The following is a 16,142-nucleotide window of genomic DNA, read 5'->3' as shown; positions in this document are numbered from 1 at the left end:
GCGGCCCCCCGGACCGCCGTAGACGTGGAAGCCCCTGCCCGTCTTGCGGCCCAGCCGGCCCGCCTCGACCATCCGGGCGAGCAGCGGCGGCGGGGAGTACTGCGGCTCCCGGTACTCCGCGTACATCGACCGCGCGATGGCCTGCACCGTGTCCAGGCCGATCAGGTCGGCCAGCGCCAGCGGCCCCATCGGGTGGGCGCACCCCAGGGTCATGCCCCGGTCGATGTCCTCGGCCGAGGCCCTGCCGCCCTCGGCCATGCGCACGGCCGCCAGCAGGTACGGCACGAGCAGCGCGTTCACGACGAACCCGGCGCGGTCCCGCGCGCGGACCACCTCCTTGCCCAGGACCACGGAGGCGAAGGCGTGCGCACGCCGGACCGTCTCCTCGCCCGTGAGCAGCGACGGCACCAGCTCGACCAGCGGGAGCACCGGCACCGGGTTGAAGAAGTGCAGGCCGACGACCCGTTCCGGCCGCGAGACGGCGGCGGCCAGCCGGATCACGGGGAGCGAGGAGGTGTTCGTCGCCAGGACGGCGTCCGGGCGCTCCACCACCTCGTCGAGCCGGGCGAACACCTCCAGCTTGGCCCGTTCGTCCTCGGCGACCGCCTCGACGACGAGGTCCCGGTCGGCCAGCCGGGTCAGGTCCGTGGTCACCGTCAGCCGGGCGGCCGCGGCGTCCCGTTCGGCGGCGGTGAGCCTGCCGGACGCCGTGGCGCGCCCGAGGGAGCGGCCGACCCGCTCCAGGCCGGCGGCCGCGGCCGTACTGCTCGTCTCCACGACGACGACGTCGAGTCCGGCGCGGGCGCAGACCTCGGCGATGCCGGATCCCATCAGCCCGCAGCCCACGACCCCGACCCGTTCGACACCGGAAGCGGCCCCGGCATCGATGTGGACACTGCTCATCCGTGCGTTCTCCCTCCACTGGCTCCGTCTGGTGGTGCCGGGGCGGTGCGGACCGTGCCGTCCGCACCGCCCCGGCAGGGGGTCAGCCGGCCGACGGCATCCGCAGGACGCCAGTGCCGCGCTTGACGAGCTCGCCCGCGATGATCAGGCGCTGGATCTCGGAGGTGCCCTCCCAGATCCGGTCGACGCGCAGCTCCCGGTAGAGGCGCTCGACCGGGTACGAGCGGTCGTAGCCGCGGCCCCCGAAGATCTGCACGCACCGGTCGACGACCCGGCCCGAGGCCTCGCTCGCCGCCAGCTTGGCGATGGCGGCCTTCGCGTGCAGCGTCTTGCGGTCGGTCCCGCCCTGGTCGGCCTCCCAGGCGACCTGGTGGGTGTAGGCGCGGTTGACGGCGATGTCGACGGCGCAGTCGGCGAGCATGCCCTGCACGAGCTGGAAGTCGGCGATGGGGGAGCCGAACTGCCGCCGCTCCACCGCCCAGTCCCGGGCCAGCTCCAGGGCCCGCTCCGCCGCCCCGATCGTCCGGGCGGCGATCATCAGCCGCTCCTCCGTGAACCAGGAGCGGGTGATGTCGTAGCCCTGGCCCACCTCGCCGAGCACCGCCCCGTCCGGGACGAAGACCTCGGTGAAGGTGAACTCGGGGTGCTCGTAGACGAAGGTGTGCATCCAGCGCGGCACCCGAGTCATCTCGACGCCGGTCGTGTCCTTGTCGACGAGGAACAGGGTCGGCGCGCGCTCCTCCCCGGCCGCGGCCAGCACGATCATGAAGTCGGCGTGGTCGCCGACGGTCACGAACCACTTCTCGCCGTTCAGCACCCAGCCGCCGTCGGTCCGCGTCGCCGTCGTCCGCAGGTTCTGCGGATCGGAGCCCGCCTCGGGCTCCGACACCGCGTAGCAGTCCCGGCGCCGGCCCCGGATCACGGGGACGAGGTAGCGCTCGCGCTGCTCCGGCGTGCAGTGGGACAGGGCGTTGGCCGGCCGCCACACCATGTCCCACAGCGCCCCGGTGAGCCGGCCGAGCTCGGCCTGGACCGTGACCTGCTCCAGCACGGTGAGGCCCGCGCCGCCCCACTCGGCCGGCATGTTGACGGCCTGGAGCCCGCTGTCGAGGACCGCGTCGCGGATCTCGGCGTGGGCGTGCGGCGGCAGCCCGTTGTTCTCCTCGCAGTCGGTCTCGTACTTCATGATGAAGTCGGTGAGCGCGCGTGCCGCGCCGCGGAGCTCTTCCTGGCGGGGGGTGAGGCGGAAGTCCATGTCTGTCCTTCGGGTTCGGGGCGGGGGTGCCGTGGTCTTCGTCAGGAGGAGGCGGGGAGGGCCAGGGCCCGGGTGCCGCGCTTGACCAGCTCGTTGGCGACGATCAGGCGCTGGATCTCGGAGGTGCCCTCCCAGATCCGGTCGACGCGCAGCTCCCGGTACATCCGCTCGACGGGGTACGTGCGGTCGTAGCCGCGGCCGCCGAAGATCTGCACGCACCGGTCGATCACCCGGCCCGCGGCCTCGCTCGCCGCGAGCTTCGCCGTCGACGCCTTCGCGTGCAGCGTCTTGCGGTCGGTCTCCGGCCGGTCGGCCTCCCAGGCGACCTGGTGGGTGTAGGCGCGGTTGACGGCGATGTCGACGGCGCAGTCGGCGAGCATGCCCTGCACGAGCTGGAAGTCGGCGATGGGGGAGCCGAACTGCCGCCGCTCCACCGCCCAGTCCCGGGCCAGCTCCAGGGCCCGTTCGGCGGCGCCGACCGTCCGGGCGGCGATCATCAGCCGCTCGTCGGTGAACCACTCCTTCGTCAGCTCGTAGCCGTTGCCGACCCCGCCGAGCACGTCCTCGTCCGGGACGAACACGTCGGTGAAGGTGAACTCCGGGTGCCCGTTCACCGCGGAGTGCATGAACCGGGGGACCCGCGTCATCTCGACCCCGGGCGCCTGCTTGTCGACGAAGAACAGCGTCGCCGCCCGCTCCGGCCCGGCGTCGGCCTGCACCAGCAGGAAGTCCGCGATGTCGCCGCAGGTCACGAACCACTTCTCGCCGTTCAGCAGCCAGCCGCCGGCGGTACGGACGGCCGTGCTCGTGCCCGAACCGGGGTCGGAGCCCGCACCGGGCTCGGTCACCGCGAACGCGTCGAACCGCTCGCCCCGGATGACCGGCAGCAGGTACTTCTCCCGCTGCGCCTCCGTGCCGTACGCCAGCACGTTCGCCGGCCGCCAGGGGATGTCCCACAGGCAGTTGGTGGCCTTGCCGAACTCCTCCTCCACGATGACCTGGTCCAGCAGGGACAGGCCGGCGCCGCCCCATTCGGCCGGCATGTTGATCGCGTAGACCCCGGCGTCGATGGCGGCGCGGGTCAGGTCCCGGACCGTGGCGGCGGGCAGCGGGCCGCCCGCCTCCTCGGCCTGGTCCTCGTACCTCATCAGGAGCTTCGCGTAGGCGGCGGCGCGCGCCTTCAGGCCGGCCTGTTCGGGGGTGTAGCGGAAGTCCATGGTCCTCTTGCTCTCCTTCGGGTGACGGGGAAGCGGGTACGGGTCTCGGCGGGCCTCAGCCCAGGACGGCCCGGGCGTCCAGGGCCAGTGCGCCGCGCGGGCTCACCAGCAGCGGGTTGACCTCCAGTTCGGCGATCTCCGGATGGGCGGCGGCGACCTCGGTGATCCGCTCGATCACGGCGGCCGCGGCGGCCACGTCCACCGCCGGCCGGCCGCGCACGCCGTCCAGCAGGGCGCCGGCCCGCAGCCCCCGCAGGAGCCGCTCGGCCCGGGCGGCCGGTACGGGCGCCAGCGCGAACGCCACGTCGCGCAGGGTCTCGGTGAGCACGCCGCCCAGCCCGACCATGGCCACCGGCCCGAACCGCGGGTCCCGGTTCACCCCGACGATCAGCTCGACGCCGTCGGAGAGGTCGGCCATCGCCTCCACCGAGTGGGCGGCGGAACCGAGCCGGGCGCGCATCGCGCGGTACGCGGCCAGCAGCGCGGCCGGGTCGGGCAGGCCGAGGGCCACCCCGCCCGCGTCGGACTTGTGCAGCAGGTGCAGCGCCTTGAGCACGTACGGGCCCTCGAACTCCCCGGCCGCGGCCAGCAGCCCGGCCTCGTCGAGGACCTCGCGGGCCGCGGGGAACGGCACCCCCGCGGCGGCCAGCAGCGCCCGCACCCCGTGGTACCCGGGGTCGCCCAGCGGGACGGCCGGGGCGGGCAGCGGCGCGACCCCGGGCACGGGCCCGGCCGCCCGGCCGGTGACCGCCGCCAGCGCGCGGGCCGCGTCCTCGGTGGCGGAGAACACCGGCACCCCGGCCTCGGCCAGCACCCGGCAGCTCGGCGAGTGCGGGTACATCGACTGCACCACGAACGGCTTCGGGGCCGCCGCGAGGTGCCGGGTGATCTCCTTGGCGGCCCGGGTCTCGCCCTCCGCCAGGACGGAGCCGCCGGCCGGGCCGCCGCCGAGGCCGCCCTCGGAGGCCGCGTAACCGCCGAAGTACCCGGTCATCAGCACGGCGTCGACCTCCTCGGCGGCGAGGAGCCGCCCGGCCGCGTCGGCGTACGACAGCGGCCGCTGCTCGCCCATCCCGGCGAGGTCCACGGGGTTGCCGGTGGAGGACTGCTCCCACAGCACGGCCCGCAGCCGGTCCTGGGTGCCCGCGCCGAGCTCCGGTACGCCGAGCCCGGCGTCCTCGGCCGCGTCGGCGGCGATCGCGCCGTGGCCGCCGCCGTCGGTGAGGACCGCCGTACGCCGGCCCGGCGTACGGGCCCCCGAGCCCAGGGCCGCCAGGACCACGGTCATCTCCCTCGGCGTGCGCACGAGTTCGATGCCCGCGTCGCGGCAGGCGGCCGCGACCACGTCGGCCGAGGTGGTCAGCGCCCCGGTGTGCGAGCGGGCGCTGCGCGCGGAGGCGGTGCCCCGGCCGGCGGTGAGCAGCACCACCGGTTTGCCCGCCGCGGCGGCGGCGGCCGCGAAGGCCCGGCCGTCGCCGAAGTCCTCGGCGTACACGGCGATGGCCGCCGTGGCCTGGTGGCGGGCGCAGTCCGTGACGAGGTCGACGAGGGTGACGTCGGCCTGGTTGCCGAGGGAGACGAACCGGGAGAAGCCCAGGCCGTGCGGTTCGCCGCGGAGCTGGAGTTCGAGCGCGAGGTTGCCGCTCTGGCTGAGCAGGGCGACGCCGCCGGGGGCGAAGCGGTCCGAGGCGAGGTACAGCTCGGTGGTGTTGTCGGCGATGCCCAGGCAGTTGGGCCCGACGAGGACCGCGCCGGCGGCCCGTACCCGGTCGGCGACCGCCCGCTGCCGGGCCAGGCCCGCGGGTCCCGCCTCGGCGAAGCCGGCGGTGATGGCGACGATCGCCTTCGCCCCGCAGGACAGGGCCTCGTCGACGGCGGCCTCGAAGCCGGCGCCGGGCACGGAGACCACCACCAGTTCGACGGGTTCGCCGATCTCGGTCAGGGAGGTGGCGGCGGTGCGCCCGAGGACGGTGCCGCCGCGCCGGTTGACCAGGTGGACGGGCCGCCGGCCGGGGGCGCGCAGGGCCTGGGAGGCCACGGCGTGGCCGTACTTGGCGGGGTCGTCGCTGGCGCCGACGACGGCGACGGAGCGGGGGTCGAAGAGGGCGGTCAGGTCGCGGGCCACGTCAGCCCTCCACGCGGAGCGCGGAGTTGGGGCAGCTGTCGGCGCAGGCGCGGGCGGCCTGCTCGGCGCCGGCGGGGACGTCGACGGCGATGATCCGCGCGTAGCCCCATTCGTCGAGTTCGACCAGCTCGGGTGCGGGTTCCTGGCACAGTCCGTACCCCTGGCAGCGGGTGGAGTCCAGCAGGAGTTTCACGGCGTTCCTTTCAGCACGGGCAGCGGGATGTCGGTGGGGCCGGCGGGCACCCGGGCCCGGACGGGGTGCGGGGCGGCGGTCTCAGGTACCGGCACGGTGAGGCGGCGGCCGTCCGGGGGCGCGGTCTCCGCGCAGCCGGGGCAGGGGGCGGTGAGATGGGCGCGGACGGGGCCGGGGAAGGCGCGGAGCAGGCTGCCCGCGAGGCCGGCGGCGGCGTCGAGCAGTCCGCAGGCGCCGCGCCCGGGCAGGCCCCGCGCCCAGCGGTGCAGGCTGTCCGCGGTGTCCGGGCCCGCGGTGCCGGCGGCGAGGGCGCTCAGGGCGCCCGCGACCGCCGCGGTGCCGGTGACGCAGACCCCGCACTGCCGGGCGCTCTCGTCCGCGAGGTGGGCGGCCGCGTCGGCGGCGGCGGCGACGGGGCACTCCCGGGGGCCGAGGAAGCGGACGGCTCCGCAGCCGAGGGCGGTGCCGGCGGCGGCGAGGGCGTCCGGTTCGAGGGGGAGGCCGAGGGCGCCGGCGCCGACGAGGCCGCCGAACAGCCCGCCCATCAGGGCTCCGGCCGCGTCCGGGGCGCCGTACCGCCGGGCCAGCGCGCGCAGCGGGGTTCCGTAGGGGACCTCGGTGAGTACGGGCGGGGCGCCCGCGCCGGAGAGGGTGACCAGGGTGCCGCGGGCGATGGCCTCGCGCAGGCGGGGCCGGGCGGCGGTGAGCGCGATCCGGGCGAGCGTCTCGACGTTGGAGACCAGGGTCGGCGCCCCGCCCACGCCGCGTTCGTACGGGCGGGGCGGTTTGGCGGTGGGCAGCGCGGGCCCGCCGTCGATCCTGCGGACCACCGCCGTCTCCTCGCCGGCGACGTACGCGTGGCCGGTCTCGACCACCTCGACGGGCAGCGGCGGCGGGTGTTCGGCGAGGGCCGCGCGTACGCCCGCGCCCGCCACCGGGTCCGAGAGGTACACGTAGCCGCGTACGGCGCCGGTGACGGCGGCGGCCCGGGCGAGGCCGTCGAGCACCAGGTGCGGCCGGGCCCGCAGCAGCCAGCGGTCCTTGGCGGAACCGGGCTCCCCCTCCTCGCCGTTGGCCACGACGACGGGGGCGCCGCCCCGGTCGCGTACGGAGCGGAGTTTGACGGCGGCGGGGAAGGCGGCCCCGCCGCGGCCGCGCAGTCCGGAGGCGGTGAGGTGGGCGAGGAGTTCCTCCGGGCCGGTGCCGGTGCCGTAGCCGCCGGCGGCGCGGTAGGCGCCGGCGTCCTCCGGGCGGTGCGGGGCGGCCCCGAGGACGGTGCCGGGCGGCGGCAGCGCCGTCGGGAGGCGGATCGCGGTCATCGGCCGGCTCCTTGCGTGGTGTGGGTGCGCAGGGCCCGTACGGCGCCCTCCAGGGCGGTGCGGTCCCGTGCGGTGCGGCCGTATCCCGGTCCCGGGAGGCCGATGAGCATGCGGTGGTGGTCGAGGACGACCTCGCCGGCGAGCAGGGCGGCGGCGGGGTCGCCCGCCCGGGAGCCGGCGGCCACCGAGGTCACCAGGTCGGTGACCTCGGCGAGGTAGCGCAGCCAGCCCTGCCGGGTGCCGCGCAGCACCAGGCGCTCGACGCGGTGCCGCTCGGCGTCCGCCAGGTCCTGCTCGCGCGCCGGGGGAGTGCCGGGCGAGGAGGCCCGCAGGGCGGCGACCGCCGTGGGGAGTTCTCGTTCCGGTTCGGGGGTGAGCCCGAGCCAGTCCAGACGCCGACGACCGCTCATGCGTGCCTCCGGGAGGTGGGGGTGCCGTCCGCCGGCCGACGCCGGGTGGTGCGAGCCGTGGCGCGGAGTGCGACGGCTCGCCGCGGGGACGCCGGTCGGCGTGCGGCGGGGATCGGGATCGCGGGGGTGGGGCCCGGGCAGGTCCGGGCGGGCCGCGCGGTGGCCTTCCGCACCCCCGGTGACCAGGGCGAATGCGGAACAAAGGGCGCGAGGCGACAGGAAAGCGCGTTTGCTGACCGATCGGTCAGGCAAGAATCACGCTAGCTGACCGATCGGTCAGTGAACAAGTCTTGACCCGGCGGAAACGAGCCAGCAATCTGACTGTCCAATCGGTCAGCCCGGCCCCGGCTTCCCGCCCCGGCCGCCTGTCCCGGTCCGGCTCGCCCCGCCCGCAACGCCCCGCCATCGAACGCCGGCACCCATCGCCGCACGCCGGCACGGAGGAGTCCCCGATGCACTCCAGAGCCCCCGACACCCGCGTCCCGCACACCCCGCCGGCCGCCGACACCCGCGTCCCGCACACCCCGCCGGCCGCCGGCACCCCCGCCCCGCATACGCCGCCGCAGGCAGAGGGCACCCCCGCCCCGCATACGCCGCCGCAGGCAGAGGGCACCCCCGCCCCGCACGCGCCGCAGGCAGACGGCACACCCGGCCCCGCGCTCCCGGCGCGCTACTACACCGACCCCGCGACCGCCGCCGCCGAGACGCGCCACGTCTTCGCCCGGTCCTGGCAGCTCGTCTGCCACGAATCCGACCTGCCCGGCCCCGGAGCCCGCCTCGCGGCCACCGTCGCCGACCGCGAGGTCATCGTCGTCCGTACCGAGGACGGCGGCCTCGCCGCCCACCTCAACGTCTGCCGGCACCGCGGCACCCGCCTGGTCACCGCCCCCGAACCGGACGGCAAGGCCATCCGCTGCCCGTACCACGGCTGGACGTACCGCCTCGACGGAAGCCTCGTCGGCGCCCCCGAAGCCCGCCAGATCCCCTGCCTGGACAAGCCGCGGCTCGGCCTGTTCCCGGCCGCCGTCGAGTCCTTCCTCGGCTTCGTCTTCGTCAACCTCGACGTCGACGCCGAACCGCTGGCCAAGAGCTGCGCCGGCCTCGCGGACGCGGTCGGCCACTACGCCGGGGCCGACCTCGTGCCGGTCGGCCGCGCCCGCATCCACGACCTGGCCGGAGCCGAGGTCCAGCACGCCAACTGGAAGGTGGCGGTCGACAACTACCTGGAGGGCTACCACGTCCCCGTGGCCCACCCCGGCCTGATGCGGCTGCTCGACTACCAGGGCTACACCTGCGAGATCGAGCAGAACTACGCCCTCTTCGCCTCCCCGCTGCGCGACAAGCCCTCCTCCAACTGGGCCGAACGCCTCTACCAGCGCATCGCCGCCCCCATGCCCGGCCTCGCCGAGGCCGACCGCCGGACCTGGCGCTACGCGGTCATCTACCCCAACACCCTCATCGACTTCTACCCCGACCACGTGCTCGCCTGGACGGCCGTCCCCACGGCCGTCGACCGCGTCGCCGTCCCCGGCGCCTTCTACACCCGCCGCGGCACCGGCCTGCGCACCCGCCTCGCCCGCCGCCTCAACATCCACATCGGGTGGATCACCAACGACGAGGACGCCGAGCTCGTCGCCCGCGTGCAGAAGGGCCTCTCCACCCCCGGGTTCGAGCCCGGACCGCTCTCCCGCCGCGAATCGGCGGTCGCCTGGTTCGCCGGCCGCATCCGGGCCGACCTCGACGGCACCGGCCAGTAGCCCGCACCCGCCCCGGCCCCGCCGCCCCGCCGCACCCCGCCCGCGCGCCCGGCGCCCACCCCACGACCGAGCCCCCCACGGCCCACGCTCGTTCCCGCCGTCCCCCTGCGGCCCTACGGAGAGGACCCCATGTCCCCCGAGGCACTCCCCACGTCCAGACGCTCCTTCCTCCGCGCCGGCACCGCCGCCGCCCTCGCCCTCGCCGCCTCCGGCTGCGGCTTCTCCTCCGCCGACGACCCCGCCGGCCAGGAGGCCGCCCGGGCACCCATCGACGTCAAGGTCGACGGCGACCTCGTCTACTTCAACTGGGCGGACTTCGTCGACCCCACCGTCTTCGAGGGCTTCCAGAAGGAGTACGGCGTCAAGGTCGTCCAGTCGAACTACGACTCCATGGAAGGCATGGCGGCCAAGCTCAACGCCGGCAACCGCTACGACATCGTCTTCCCCACCGCGAAATGGGCCCAGCGGCTCGCCGCCGGCGGCCGGCTGCGCACCATCGACCACACCCGGCTCCGCGGCGCCGACGCCGTCTTCGGCGGCTACGGGTACTTCAACGACCCCTGGTACGACCCCCGGTCCGCGCACACCGTCCCCTTCACCATGTACAAGACGGGCATCGGCTGGCGCAGGGACCGCCTCGGCGACCTCACCGGCTCCTGGGACGACCTGTGGAACGCCGGCGCCAAGGGCAAGGTCTTCGTCCTCGACGACCGCGACGAGGTCCTGGGCCTCGGCGCGCTCAAGCTCGGCCTGCCCCTCACCACCGGCGACCGGGACCAGCTCACCCGCGTCACCGACACCCTCCGCTCGCTCCGCCCCCACCTGCGCGGCTTCTCCAGCGACAGCTACAACAACCTGCTCAACGGCAACGCCGACATGACCCAGGCGTGGAGCGGCGACATGGCCGCCATGCTCGCCCAGGCCGAGGACCCGAAGGTCTTCGGCTTCGAAGTCGCCCGCGAGGGCGCCCCCGTCAACTCCGACTGCTACGCGATCCCCGCCAACGCCCGGCACCCCGGCACCGCGATGCTCTTCATCGACTACATGCTCCGCCCGGAGAACGTGAAGAAGAACATCGAGTACATCGGCTACCCGATGCCGGTCCGCGGCACCGAGGACACCTACGCGGCCCTCGTCGAGCCGTTCCCGCAGTGCGTGGTCACCACCGAGGACCTCAAGGCGGACCTCTTCTTCCGCAACGGCGACCCGCACGGCGAACAGGCCCGCGACGCCGCCTGGACCGAGGTGAAGGCAGGCTGACATGGCACGAAGCAACCGCTCCGGGCCCACCCGGACCACGCCGCGCCTGTGGACCTGGCTGCTGCTCCCGGGCACCCTCTGGATGACCGGCTTCCTCCTCGCCTCCCTCCTCCTGGTGGCCACCCTCGCGCTCGGCACCACCGACCCGCTCGGCAACCCGCGCTTCGGACTCAACCCCGGCAACCTGACCGCCCTGGCCGACCCGGCGTACCGCACCGTCCTGCTGCGCTCCCTCGGCTACGCGCTGGTCACCTGCCTCGTCTGCCTCGCCGTGGCCTACCCGGTCGCCTACACCATCGCCCTGCACGGCGGCCGCTTCAAGAACCTGCTGATCGCCGCGATCGTCGTCCCGTTCTTCGCCAACTACCTGGTCCGCATGTACGGCTGGTCCGTCGTGCTCTCCGACGACGGGCCCCTCCTGAAGGCCCTGCGCGCCGCCGGGCTCGCCGACGGCGGCACGAGGATCCTGCAGACCGGCGCCGGCGTCATCGCCGGACTCGTCTACGGATTCGTCGTCTTCATGATCATCCCGCTGTACGCGGCGATGGAGCGCATGGACACCTCGCTCATCGAGGCCGGACGCGACCTGTACGGCGGCCCCCTGCGGACCTTCCTCTTCGTCACCGTCCCCGCCACCCGGCAGGGCGCGGCCGCCGGATGCGTCCTCGTCTTCCTGCCCGCCATGGGCGACTTCGTCAGCGCCCAGCTCATGGGAGGCCCCGACCAGCTCATGATCGGCAACCTGATCCAGGACAAGTTCTTCCAGGGCCAGAACTGGCCCCTCGGATCGGCCCTCACCATGCTCCTGATGGCGGTCCTGTTCCTCGGCATGCTCGGCTACCTGCGGCGCGCCCGCAAGGACGAGGCGGAGGCCGCCCGATGAACACCGCCGCACCCCGCAGGCGCCGCCGGCGCGGCGCCGAACGCCGGCCCCGCTTCGCCATCGCCGTCACCGCCGTCTTCTTCGCCCTCCTCTACCTCCCCGTCGCCGTCGTCGTCCTGTTCTCCTTCAACGCGCAGAAGTCCCTCACCGTCTTCCACGGCGCGAGCCTGCGCTGGTACGCGGCCCTCGCCCACGACCACGTCCTGCTCGACTCCCTCGGCATGAGCCTCAAGGTGTCCCTCGTCGCCATGGCCGGCTCGCTCGTCCTCGGCGTGACCCTGGCCCTGGGCCTCGTACGCAGCCGGGGCAGGCTCGGCTCCCTCGCCGGCCTGGTCATGCTCGTCCCGCTGATCACCCCGGAGATCGTCACCGGCGTCGCGGCCATGCTGCTCTTCAAGGGCCTCGGCATCACCCTGTCCACCACCACCGTGATGCTCGCCGAGATCACCTTCTCCATCTCCTACGTGACGGTCATCCTCCGCTCCCGCGTCGCCGCCCTCAACCCCGAGGTGGAGGAAGCCGCCATGGACCTCGGCGCCACCCGCGGCCAGGCCCTGCGCCTGGTCACCCTGCCCGCACTCCTCCCCAGCATCCTCGCCTCCGCGGTGCTGGTCTTCGCCCTCGTCTTCGACGACTTCGTCCTCGCCTACTTCACCACCGGCGTCGACCCGCAGCCGCTGTCCGTCCGCATCTACTCGGCGATCCGCTTCGGCGTCCAGCCCACCATCAACGCCGTCGGCACGCTGATGCTGGCCGGATCCATCGGCCTGATCGTCCTCGCCCTCGCCATCCCGCGCCTCTTCGGGCGCCGCGGCGGCCTCGACCTCCTCTCCGGGAAGTGATCCGCATGCCCCCGACCGACGCGCCCCCGCCGCCCGTCCCGCCCACCCCCGTACGGCCGGCGCCCGCCGTCCGGCTCGACCGCGTCAGCAAGCGGTACGCCGCCGGCCACGACACCTACGCCGTCCGCGAGGTCGAACTCGACATAGCCCAGGGCGAGTTCTTCTCCCTCCTCGGCCCCTCGGGCTGCGGCAAGACCACCCTGCTGCGCATGATCGGAGGCTTCACCGACCCCACCGACGGCAGCGTCCTGCTCGACGGCCAGGACGTCACCGGCCTCCCGCCCGACCGGCGCAACGTCAACACCGTCTTCCAGAGCTACGCCCTCTTCGAGCACCTCAGCCTCGCCGACAACGTGGCCTTCGGCCTCAAGCGCAAGGGCGTTCCCCGCGCCGAGATACGCACCCGCGTCGCCGACATGCTCGACCTCGTCCAGCTCGCCCACCTGGCGGGCCGCAAGCCCGCCACCCTCTCCGGCGGCCAGAAGCAGCGCGTCGCCCTCGCCCGGGCCCTCGTCAACCGCCCCCAGGTGCTGCTGCTGGACGAGCCGCTCGCCGCCCTCGACCTGAAGCTCCGCCGCCACATGCAGGTCGAACTCAAGCAGATCCAGCGCGAGGTCGGCATCACCTTCGTCTTCGTCACCCACGACCAGGACGAGGCCCTGACCATGTCGGACCGCCTCGCCGTCATGAACGAGGGCCGCGTCGAACAGTGCGGCACCCCCGAGGACGTCTACGAGCGCCCCGCCACCACCTTCACCGCCTCCTTCATGGGCACCTCCAACCTCGTCCCCGGCACCTACCGCGACGGCCGGGTCACCCTCGACGACGGCCCCGAACTGCCCGTCGGCCACCGCGCGTCCGTCCCCGACGGCAGTCGCGTCAACCTCTCGATCCGCCCAGAGAAGATCTGGCTGTCCGACCTGGAACCCGGCATGGCCCGCGCCGCCGGAGTCGTCCGCGAGACCGTCTACAGCGGCCCGACCACCACCTACCTCATCGAACTGGCCCCCGGGGTCACCGTCTCCGTCCTGGAGCAGAACACCGTCCGCTCCCGCATGGAGGACCGCTGGAGCGGCGGCGAACGCGTCGAGATCGGCTGGAAGCCCGAACACTGCCTCGTCCTGGACTGAACGCCCCGACCGGAGGACCACCCCCATGAACCACGACGTCATCGTGCTCGGCGCCGGCCTCGCCGGCCTCGCCGCCGCACGCGACCTCGCCGCCGGCGGAGCCGACGTCCTCGTCGTCGAGGCCCGCGACCGGGTCGGCGGACGCGTCGAACAGACCGCACTCCCCGACGGCCGGCTCGTCCAGCTCGGCGGCGAGGTCGTCGGCCGCGCCCACACCGCGTACACCGCCCTCGTCGCCGAACTCGGCCTCACCCTGACCCCCAGCTACGTCGCCGAACCCGGAGCCCTCACCCGCGCCACGCCCGAAGGGGTCTCGGCGGGCGAACCGCCCCACTGGTTCGGCCCCGGCGACGACGCCCTCCACCGCAAGACCACCGCCGCCTTCCGCGCCCTCGCCGCCACCGTCGACCCGGACGACCCCTGGACCCACCCCGACGCCACCGCCCTCGACCGGCTCTCCGTCGGCGACTGGCTGCGCGCCCAGGGAGCAGGCCCGGCCGTCGTCCGGCTCTGGGAGATCGGACAGCTCGCCCTCGCCGACGGCTCCTGCGAACGCACCTCGCTCCTCGCCGCCCTGCGCAAGCACGCCGCCGTGCCCGTACCCGACGACGCCGGCCCCGACGCCTACGACTACGAGGCCTGGGAGGGCCTGAGGGTCGCCGAGGGCTCCGCCACCGTCGCCCTGCGCATGGCCGCCTCCCTCGGCGGACGCGTCCGCACCGGCTCACCCGTCACGGCCGTCACCGTACGCCGGCCCGGCCGCAGCACCGTACGGCTGGCCGGCGGCGAGACCCTCACCGCCGCAGCCGTCGTCAGCGCCCTGCCCGTCGGCCCGCTCCGCGACGTGGACGTCACCGGAGTCTCCGACGGCCGCCTCGCCTCCCTGCACCGCCAACGCCAGGCCCTCGCCGCCAAGTTCACCGCCGCGTACGAGCGCCCGTTCTGGCGCGACCGCGGCCGCAGCGGGCTCTGCGAATCCGAAGGGGTCCTCGGCAGCACCTGGCCGCAGGGCGAAGGGGTCCTCTCCGCCCTCGTACCGCCCGAGCGGCTCGGCGTACTCCTCGGCATCCCCGCCCCGCTGCGCGCCCCCGAACTCCTCACCGAGATCGCCCGCCTCTACGGCGAACCCGCCCTCCACCCCCTCGCCACCCACATCCGCCTCTGGGGCACCGACCCCTGGACCCAGGGCTACGTCACCCAGTGGACCCCCGGCGACGTCACCGCCGTCGGCCCCCGCCACGGCACCCACGAACCGCCCTTCTACGTCTGCGGATCCGACCAGTGGGCGGCCGGCTACATGGAAGGCGCCGTACGCACCGGACGCGCCGCCGCCGAGGAGGCCCTGCGCCGTGGCTGACACCCCGCCGCTCAACCACATCGCCGGCACCGACCGGCCCGCCGCCTCCGGCGCGACCACCGAGCTGACCGACCCCGCCACCGGCCGCGTCCACGGCCGCGCCCCGCGCTCCGGCCCGGCCGACGTCGACGCCGCCTGCGCGGCGGCCACGGCGGCGTACGCGCACTGGTCCACGACCACCCCGGCCGAACGCCAGCGCGCCCTGCTGGGCATCGCCGACGCCGTCGAGGAACACGCCGAGGCCTTCACCGCCGCCGAGACCGGCGACACCGGCAAACCCCGCCACCAGTTCAGCACCGGGGAACTGCCCGCGATCACCGACACCCTGCGCTTCTTCGCCGGAGCCGCGCGCAACCTCCCGGGACCCGCGGCCGCCGAGTACACCGAGGGCCGCACCTCGCTGCTGCGCCGGGAACCCGTCGGGGTGTGCGCCCAGATCACCCCGTGGAACTACCCCCTGATGATGGCGGTGTGGAAGCTCGCCCCGGCCGTCGCCGCCGGCAACACCACCGTCCTCAAGCCCGCCGACACCACCCCCTCCTCGACCGCCCTGCTCGCCCGCGTCGCGGCCGCACACCTGCCCCCGGGCGTGTTCAACGTGGTCTGCGGCGACCGCGACACCGGCCGCCTGCTCACCGCCCACCCCGACGTCGCCCTCGTCGCGGTCACGGGCAGCGTACGGGCGGGCCGCCAGGTCGCGGCCGCGGCGGCCGCCGGCCTCAAACGGGTCCACCTCGAACTCGGCGGCAACGCCCCGGTCATCGTCCACGAGGACGCCGACCCGGAGGCGACCGCCGCGGCCCTCGCCCCCGTCGCCTACTACAACGCCGGCCAGGACTGCACCGCCCCCACCCGCTTCCTCGTCCACCGCCGCGTCCACGACGCCTTCCTCACGGCCCTCGCGGCCCACGCGGCGAAGCTGCGGCCGGGCACCGACTACGGCCCCCTCAACAACCCCGCCCAGCTGGCCGCGGTCCGGGGCTTCCTGGAGCGGCTGCCGGAGCACGCCGCGATCGTGACCGGCGGCGGCCGCCCGCCCGGGCCGGGCTTCTTCCACGAACCCACCGTCGTCGCGAACGTCCGGCAGGACGACGAGATCGTGCAGGAGGAGGTCTTCGGCCCCGTCGTGACCGTGCAGTCCTTCTCGGACGAGGAGGAGGCACTGCGCCTGGCCGACGGCGTCCGCCACGGCCTGGCCGCCAGCGTGTGGACGACCGACCACGACCGGGCCATGCGCGCGACCCGCTCCCTGCGCACCGGCATCGTCTGGGTGAACACCCACGGCACCACGGTCTCCGAAATGCCCCACGGCGGCACCGGCCAGTCGGGCTACGGCAGCGACCTCTCGATGGCGGGCCTCCTCGACTACACCCGGGTCAAACACGTGATGCTCTGAGCCCGTCCGGCTGAACCCGGGCCTCGTCCCCCTCGCCTTCCTCCTCGGCACCTGGGAAGGCGCAGGCGTGTTCGACTTCCCCGGCGAGGAGAAGT

Annotated in this window: 13 protein-coding genes and 2 pseudogenes; 8 read left to right on the top strand and 7 right to left on the bottom strand. The window is 74.7% G+C overall.

Translation table 11 applies throughout. The features are described from left to right. Positions 1-15: 15 nt before the first annotated feature. From ACQKM2_RS02565 to ACQKM2_RS02535, 7 genes and pseudogenes are all read right to left on the bottom strand, one after another. Positions 16-903, bottom strand: a pseudogene (locus tag ACQKM2_RS02565) (3-hydroxybutyryl-CoA dehydrogenase); the annotation flags it as partial. An 82-nt stretch (positions 904-985) separates the two neighbouring features. Then, positions 986-2,158, bottom strand: a complete 1,173-nt coding sequence (locus ACQKM2_RS02560; protein WP_427705762.1) for an acyl-CoA dehydrogenase family protein — start codon at positions 2,156-2,158, stop codon at positions 986-988. A 41-nt stretch (positions 2,159-2,199) separates the two neighbouring features. Further along, positions 2,200-3,375 (bottom strand): acyl-CoA dehydrogenase family protein, encoded by a 1,176-nt coding sequence (locus ACQKM2_RS02555; RefSeq protein WP_427705760.1) that lies wholly within the window; start codon positions 3,373-3,375, stop codon positions 2,200-2,202. A gap of 55 nt (positions 3,376-3,430) precedes the next feature. Further along, the gene (locus ACQKM2_RS02550; RefSeq protein ID WP_427705758.1) at positions 3,431-5,500 is read right to left on the bottom strand and encodes an acetate--CoA ligase family protein; all 2,070 of its coding nucleotides are present in this window, start codon (positions 5,498-5,500) and stop codon (positions 3,431-3,433) included. Between the two features lies 1 nt (position 5,501). After that, on the bottom strand, positions 5,502-5,693 hold the full coding sequence (locus ACQKM2_RS02545; RefSeq protein ID WP_427705756.1) for a ferredoxin: 192 nt from the start codon (positions 5,691-5,693) through the stop codon (positions 5,502-5,504). Beyond that, positions 5,690-7,012, bottom strand: coding sequence for an NADH-ubiquinone oxidoreductase-F iron-sulfur binding region domain-containing protein (locus ACQKM2_RS02540; RefSeq protein WP_427705754.1), 1,323 nt, complete (start codon positions 7,010-7,012; stop codon positions 5,690-5,692). The genes ACQKM2_RS02545 and ACQKM2_RS02540 overlap by 4 nt, the downstream gene beginning before the upstream one ends. Further along, a complete protein-coding gene (locus tag ACQKM2_RS02535) occupies positions 7,009-7,422 on the bottom strand; it encodes a hypothetical protein (RefSeq protein WP_427705752.1) in 414 nt (137 codons plus the stop codon). The genes ACQKM2_RS02540 and ACQKM2_RS02535 overlap by 4 nt, the downstream gene beginning before the upstream one ends. Before the next feature lie 452 nt (positions 7,423-7,874). On the opposite strand from ACQKM2_RS02535, the gene ACQKM2_RS02530 reads away from it, so the two are divergent. The 8 genes and pseudogenes from ACQKM2_RS02530 to ACQKM2_RS02495 form a co-directional block, all read left to right on the top strand. After that, on the top strand, positions 7,875-9,179 hold the full coding sequence (locus tag ACQKM2_RS02530; protein WP_427705750.1) for an SRPBCC family protein: 1,305 nt from the start codon (positions 7,875-7,877) through the stop codon (positions 9,177-9,179). Between the two features lie 129 nt (positions 9,180-9,308). Next, on the top strand, positions 9,309-10,439 hold the full coding sequence (locus ACQKM2_RS02525; RefSeq protein WP_427705748.1) for a polyamine ABC transporter substrate-binding protein: 1,131 nt from the start codon (positions 9,309-9,311) through the stop codon (positions 10,437-10,439). Position 10,440: 1 nt separating this feature from the next. Then, positions 10,441-11,322 (top strand): ABC transporter permease, encoded by an 882-nt coding sequence (locus ACQKM2_RS02520; RefSeq protein ID WP_427705746.1) that lies wholly within the window; start codon positions 10,441-10,443, stop codon positions 11,320-11,322. Then, positions 11,319-12,164 carry an ABC transporter permease gene (locus tag ACQKM2_RS02515; RefSeq protein WP_427705744.1) on the top strand — a complete coding sequence of 282 codons (846 nt, stop codon included), beginning with the start codon at positions 11,319-11,321 and terminating at the stop codon, positions 12,162-12,164. Before ACQKM2_RS02520 ends, ACQKM2_RS02515 begins: the two co-directional genes overlap by 4 nt. A gap of 5 nt (positions 12,165-12,169) precedes the next feature. Next, entirely contained in the window at positions 12,170-13,294 is a 1,125-nt protein-coding gene (locus tag ACQKM2_RS02510) for an ABC transporter ATP-binding protein (RefSeq protein WP_427705742.1), read from the top strand. Positions 13,295-13,319: 25 nt separating this feature from the next. After that, entirely contained in the window at positions 13,320-14,651 is a 1,332-nt protein-coding gene (locus ACQKM2_RS02505; RefSeq protein ID WP_427705740.1) for a flavin monoamine oxidase family protein, read from the top strand. Further along, a complete protein-coding gene (locus ACQKM2_RS02500) occupies positions 14,644-16,047 on the top strand; it encodes an aminobutyraldehyde dehydrogenase (RefSeq protein WP_427705738.1) in 1,404 nt (467 codons plus the stop codon). The genes ACQKM2_RS02505 and ACQKM2_RS02500 overlap by 8 nt, the downstream gene beginning before the upstream one ends. Positions 16,048-16,057: 10 nt before the next feature. Continuing rightward, positions 16,058-16,142, top strand: a pseudogene (locus ACQKM2_RS02495) (FABP family protein); the annotation flags it as partial.

The organism is Streptomyces sp. NPDC004126, assembly GCF_050275515.1.
Lineage (GTDB): Bacteria > Actinomycetota > Actinomycetes > Streptomycetales > Streptomycetaceae > Streptomyces.
This window is presented reverse-complemented; position numbering and strand designations above follow the sequence as displayed.

What these genes read in the sequence shown, in the direction of transcription:
- ACQKM2_RS02505 (WP_427705740.1), top strand. Translation starts at nt 13,320, where the DNA reads ATGAACCACGACGTCATCGTGCTCGGCGCCGGCCTCGCCGGCCTCGCC.
- ACQKM2_RS02525 (WP_427705748.1), top strand. Translation starts at nt 9,309, where the DNA reads ATGTCCCCCGAGGCACTCCCCACGTCCAGACGCTCCTTCCTCCGCGCC.
- ACQKM2_RS02510 (WP_427705742.1), top strand. Translation starts at nt 12,170, where the DNA reads ATGCCCCCGACCGACGCGCCCCCGCCGCCCGTCCCGCCCACCCCCGTA.
- ACQKM2_RS02535 (WP_427705752.1), bottom strand. Translation starts at nt 7,422, where the DNA reads ATGAGCGGTCGTCGGCGTCTGGACTGGCTCGGGCTCACCCCCGAACCG.
- ACQKM2_RS02530 (WP_427705750.1), top strand. Translation starts at nt 7,875, where the DNA reads ATGCACTCCAGAGCCCCCGACACCCGCGTCCCGCACACCCCGCCGGCC.
- ACQKM2_RS02515 (WP_427705744.1), top strand. Translation starts at nt 11,319, where the DNA reads ATGAACACCGCCGCACCCCGCAGGCGCCGCCGGCGCGGCGCCGAACGC.
- ACQKM2_RS02555 (WP_427705760.1), bottom strand. Translation starts at nt 3,375, where the DNA reads ATGGACTTCCGCTACACCCCCGAACAGGCCGGCCTGAAGGCGCGCGCC.
- ACQKM2_RS02560 (WP_427705762.1), bottom strand. Translation starts at nt 2,158, where the DNA reads ATGGACTTCCGCCTCACCCCCCGCCAGGAAGAGCTCCGCGGCGCGGCA.
- ACQKM2_RS02540 (WP_427705754.1), bottom strand. Translation starts at nt 7,012, where the DNA reads ATGACCGCGATCCGCCTCCCGACGGCGCTGCCGCCGCCCGGCACCGTC.
- ACQKM2_RS02520 (WP_427705746.1), top strand. Translation starts at nt 10,441, where the DNA reads ATGGCACGAAGCAACCGCTCCGGGCCCACCCGGACCACGCCGCGCCTG.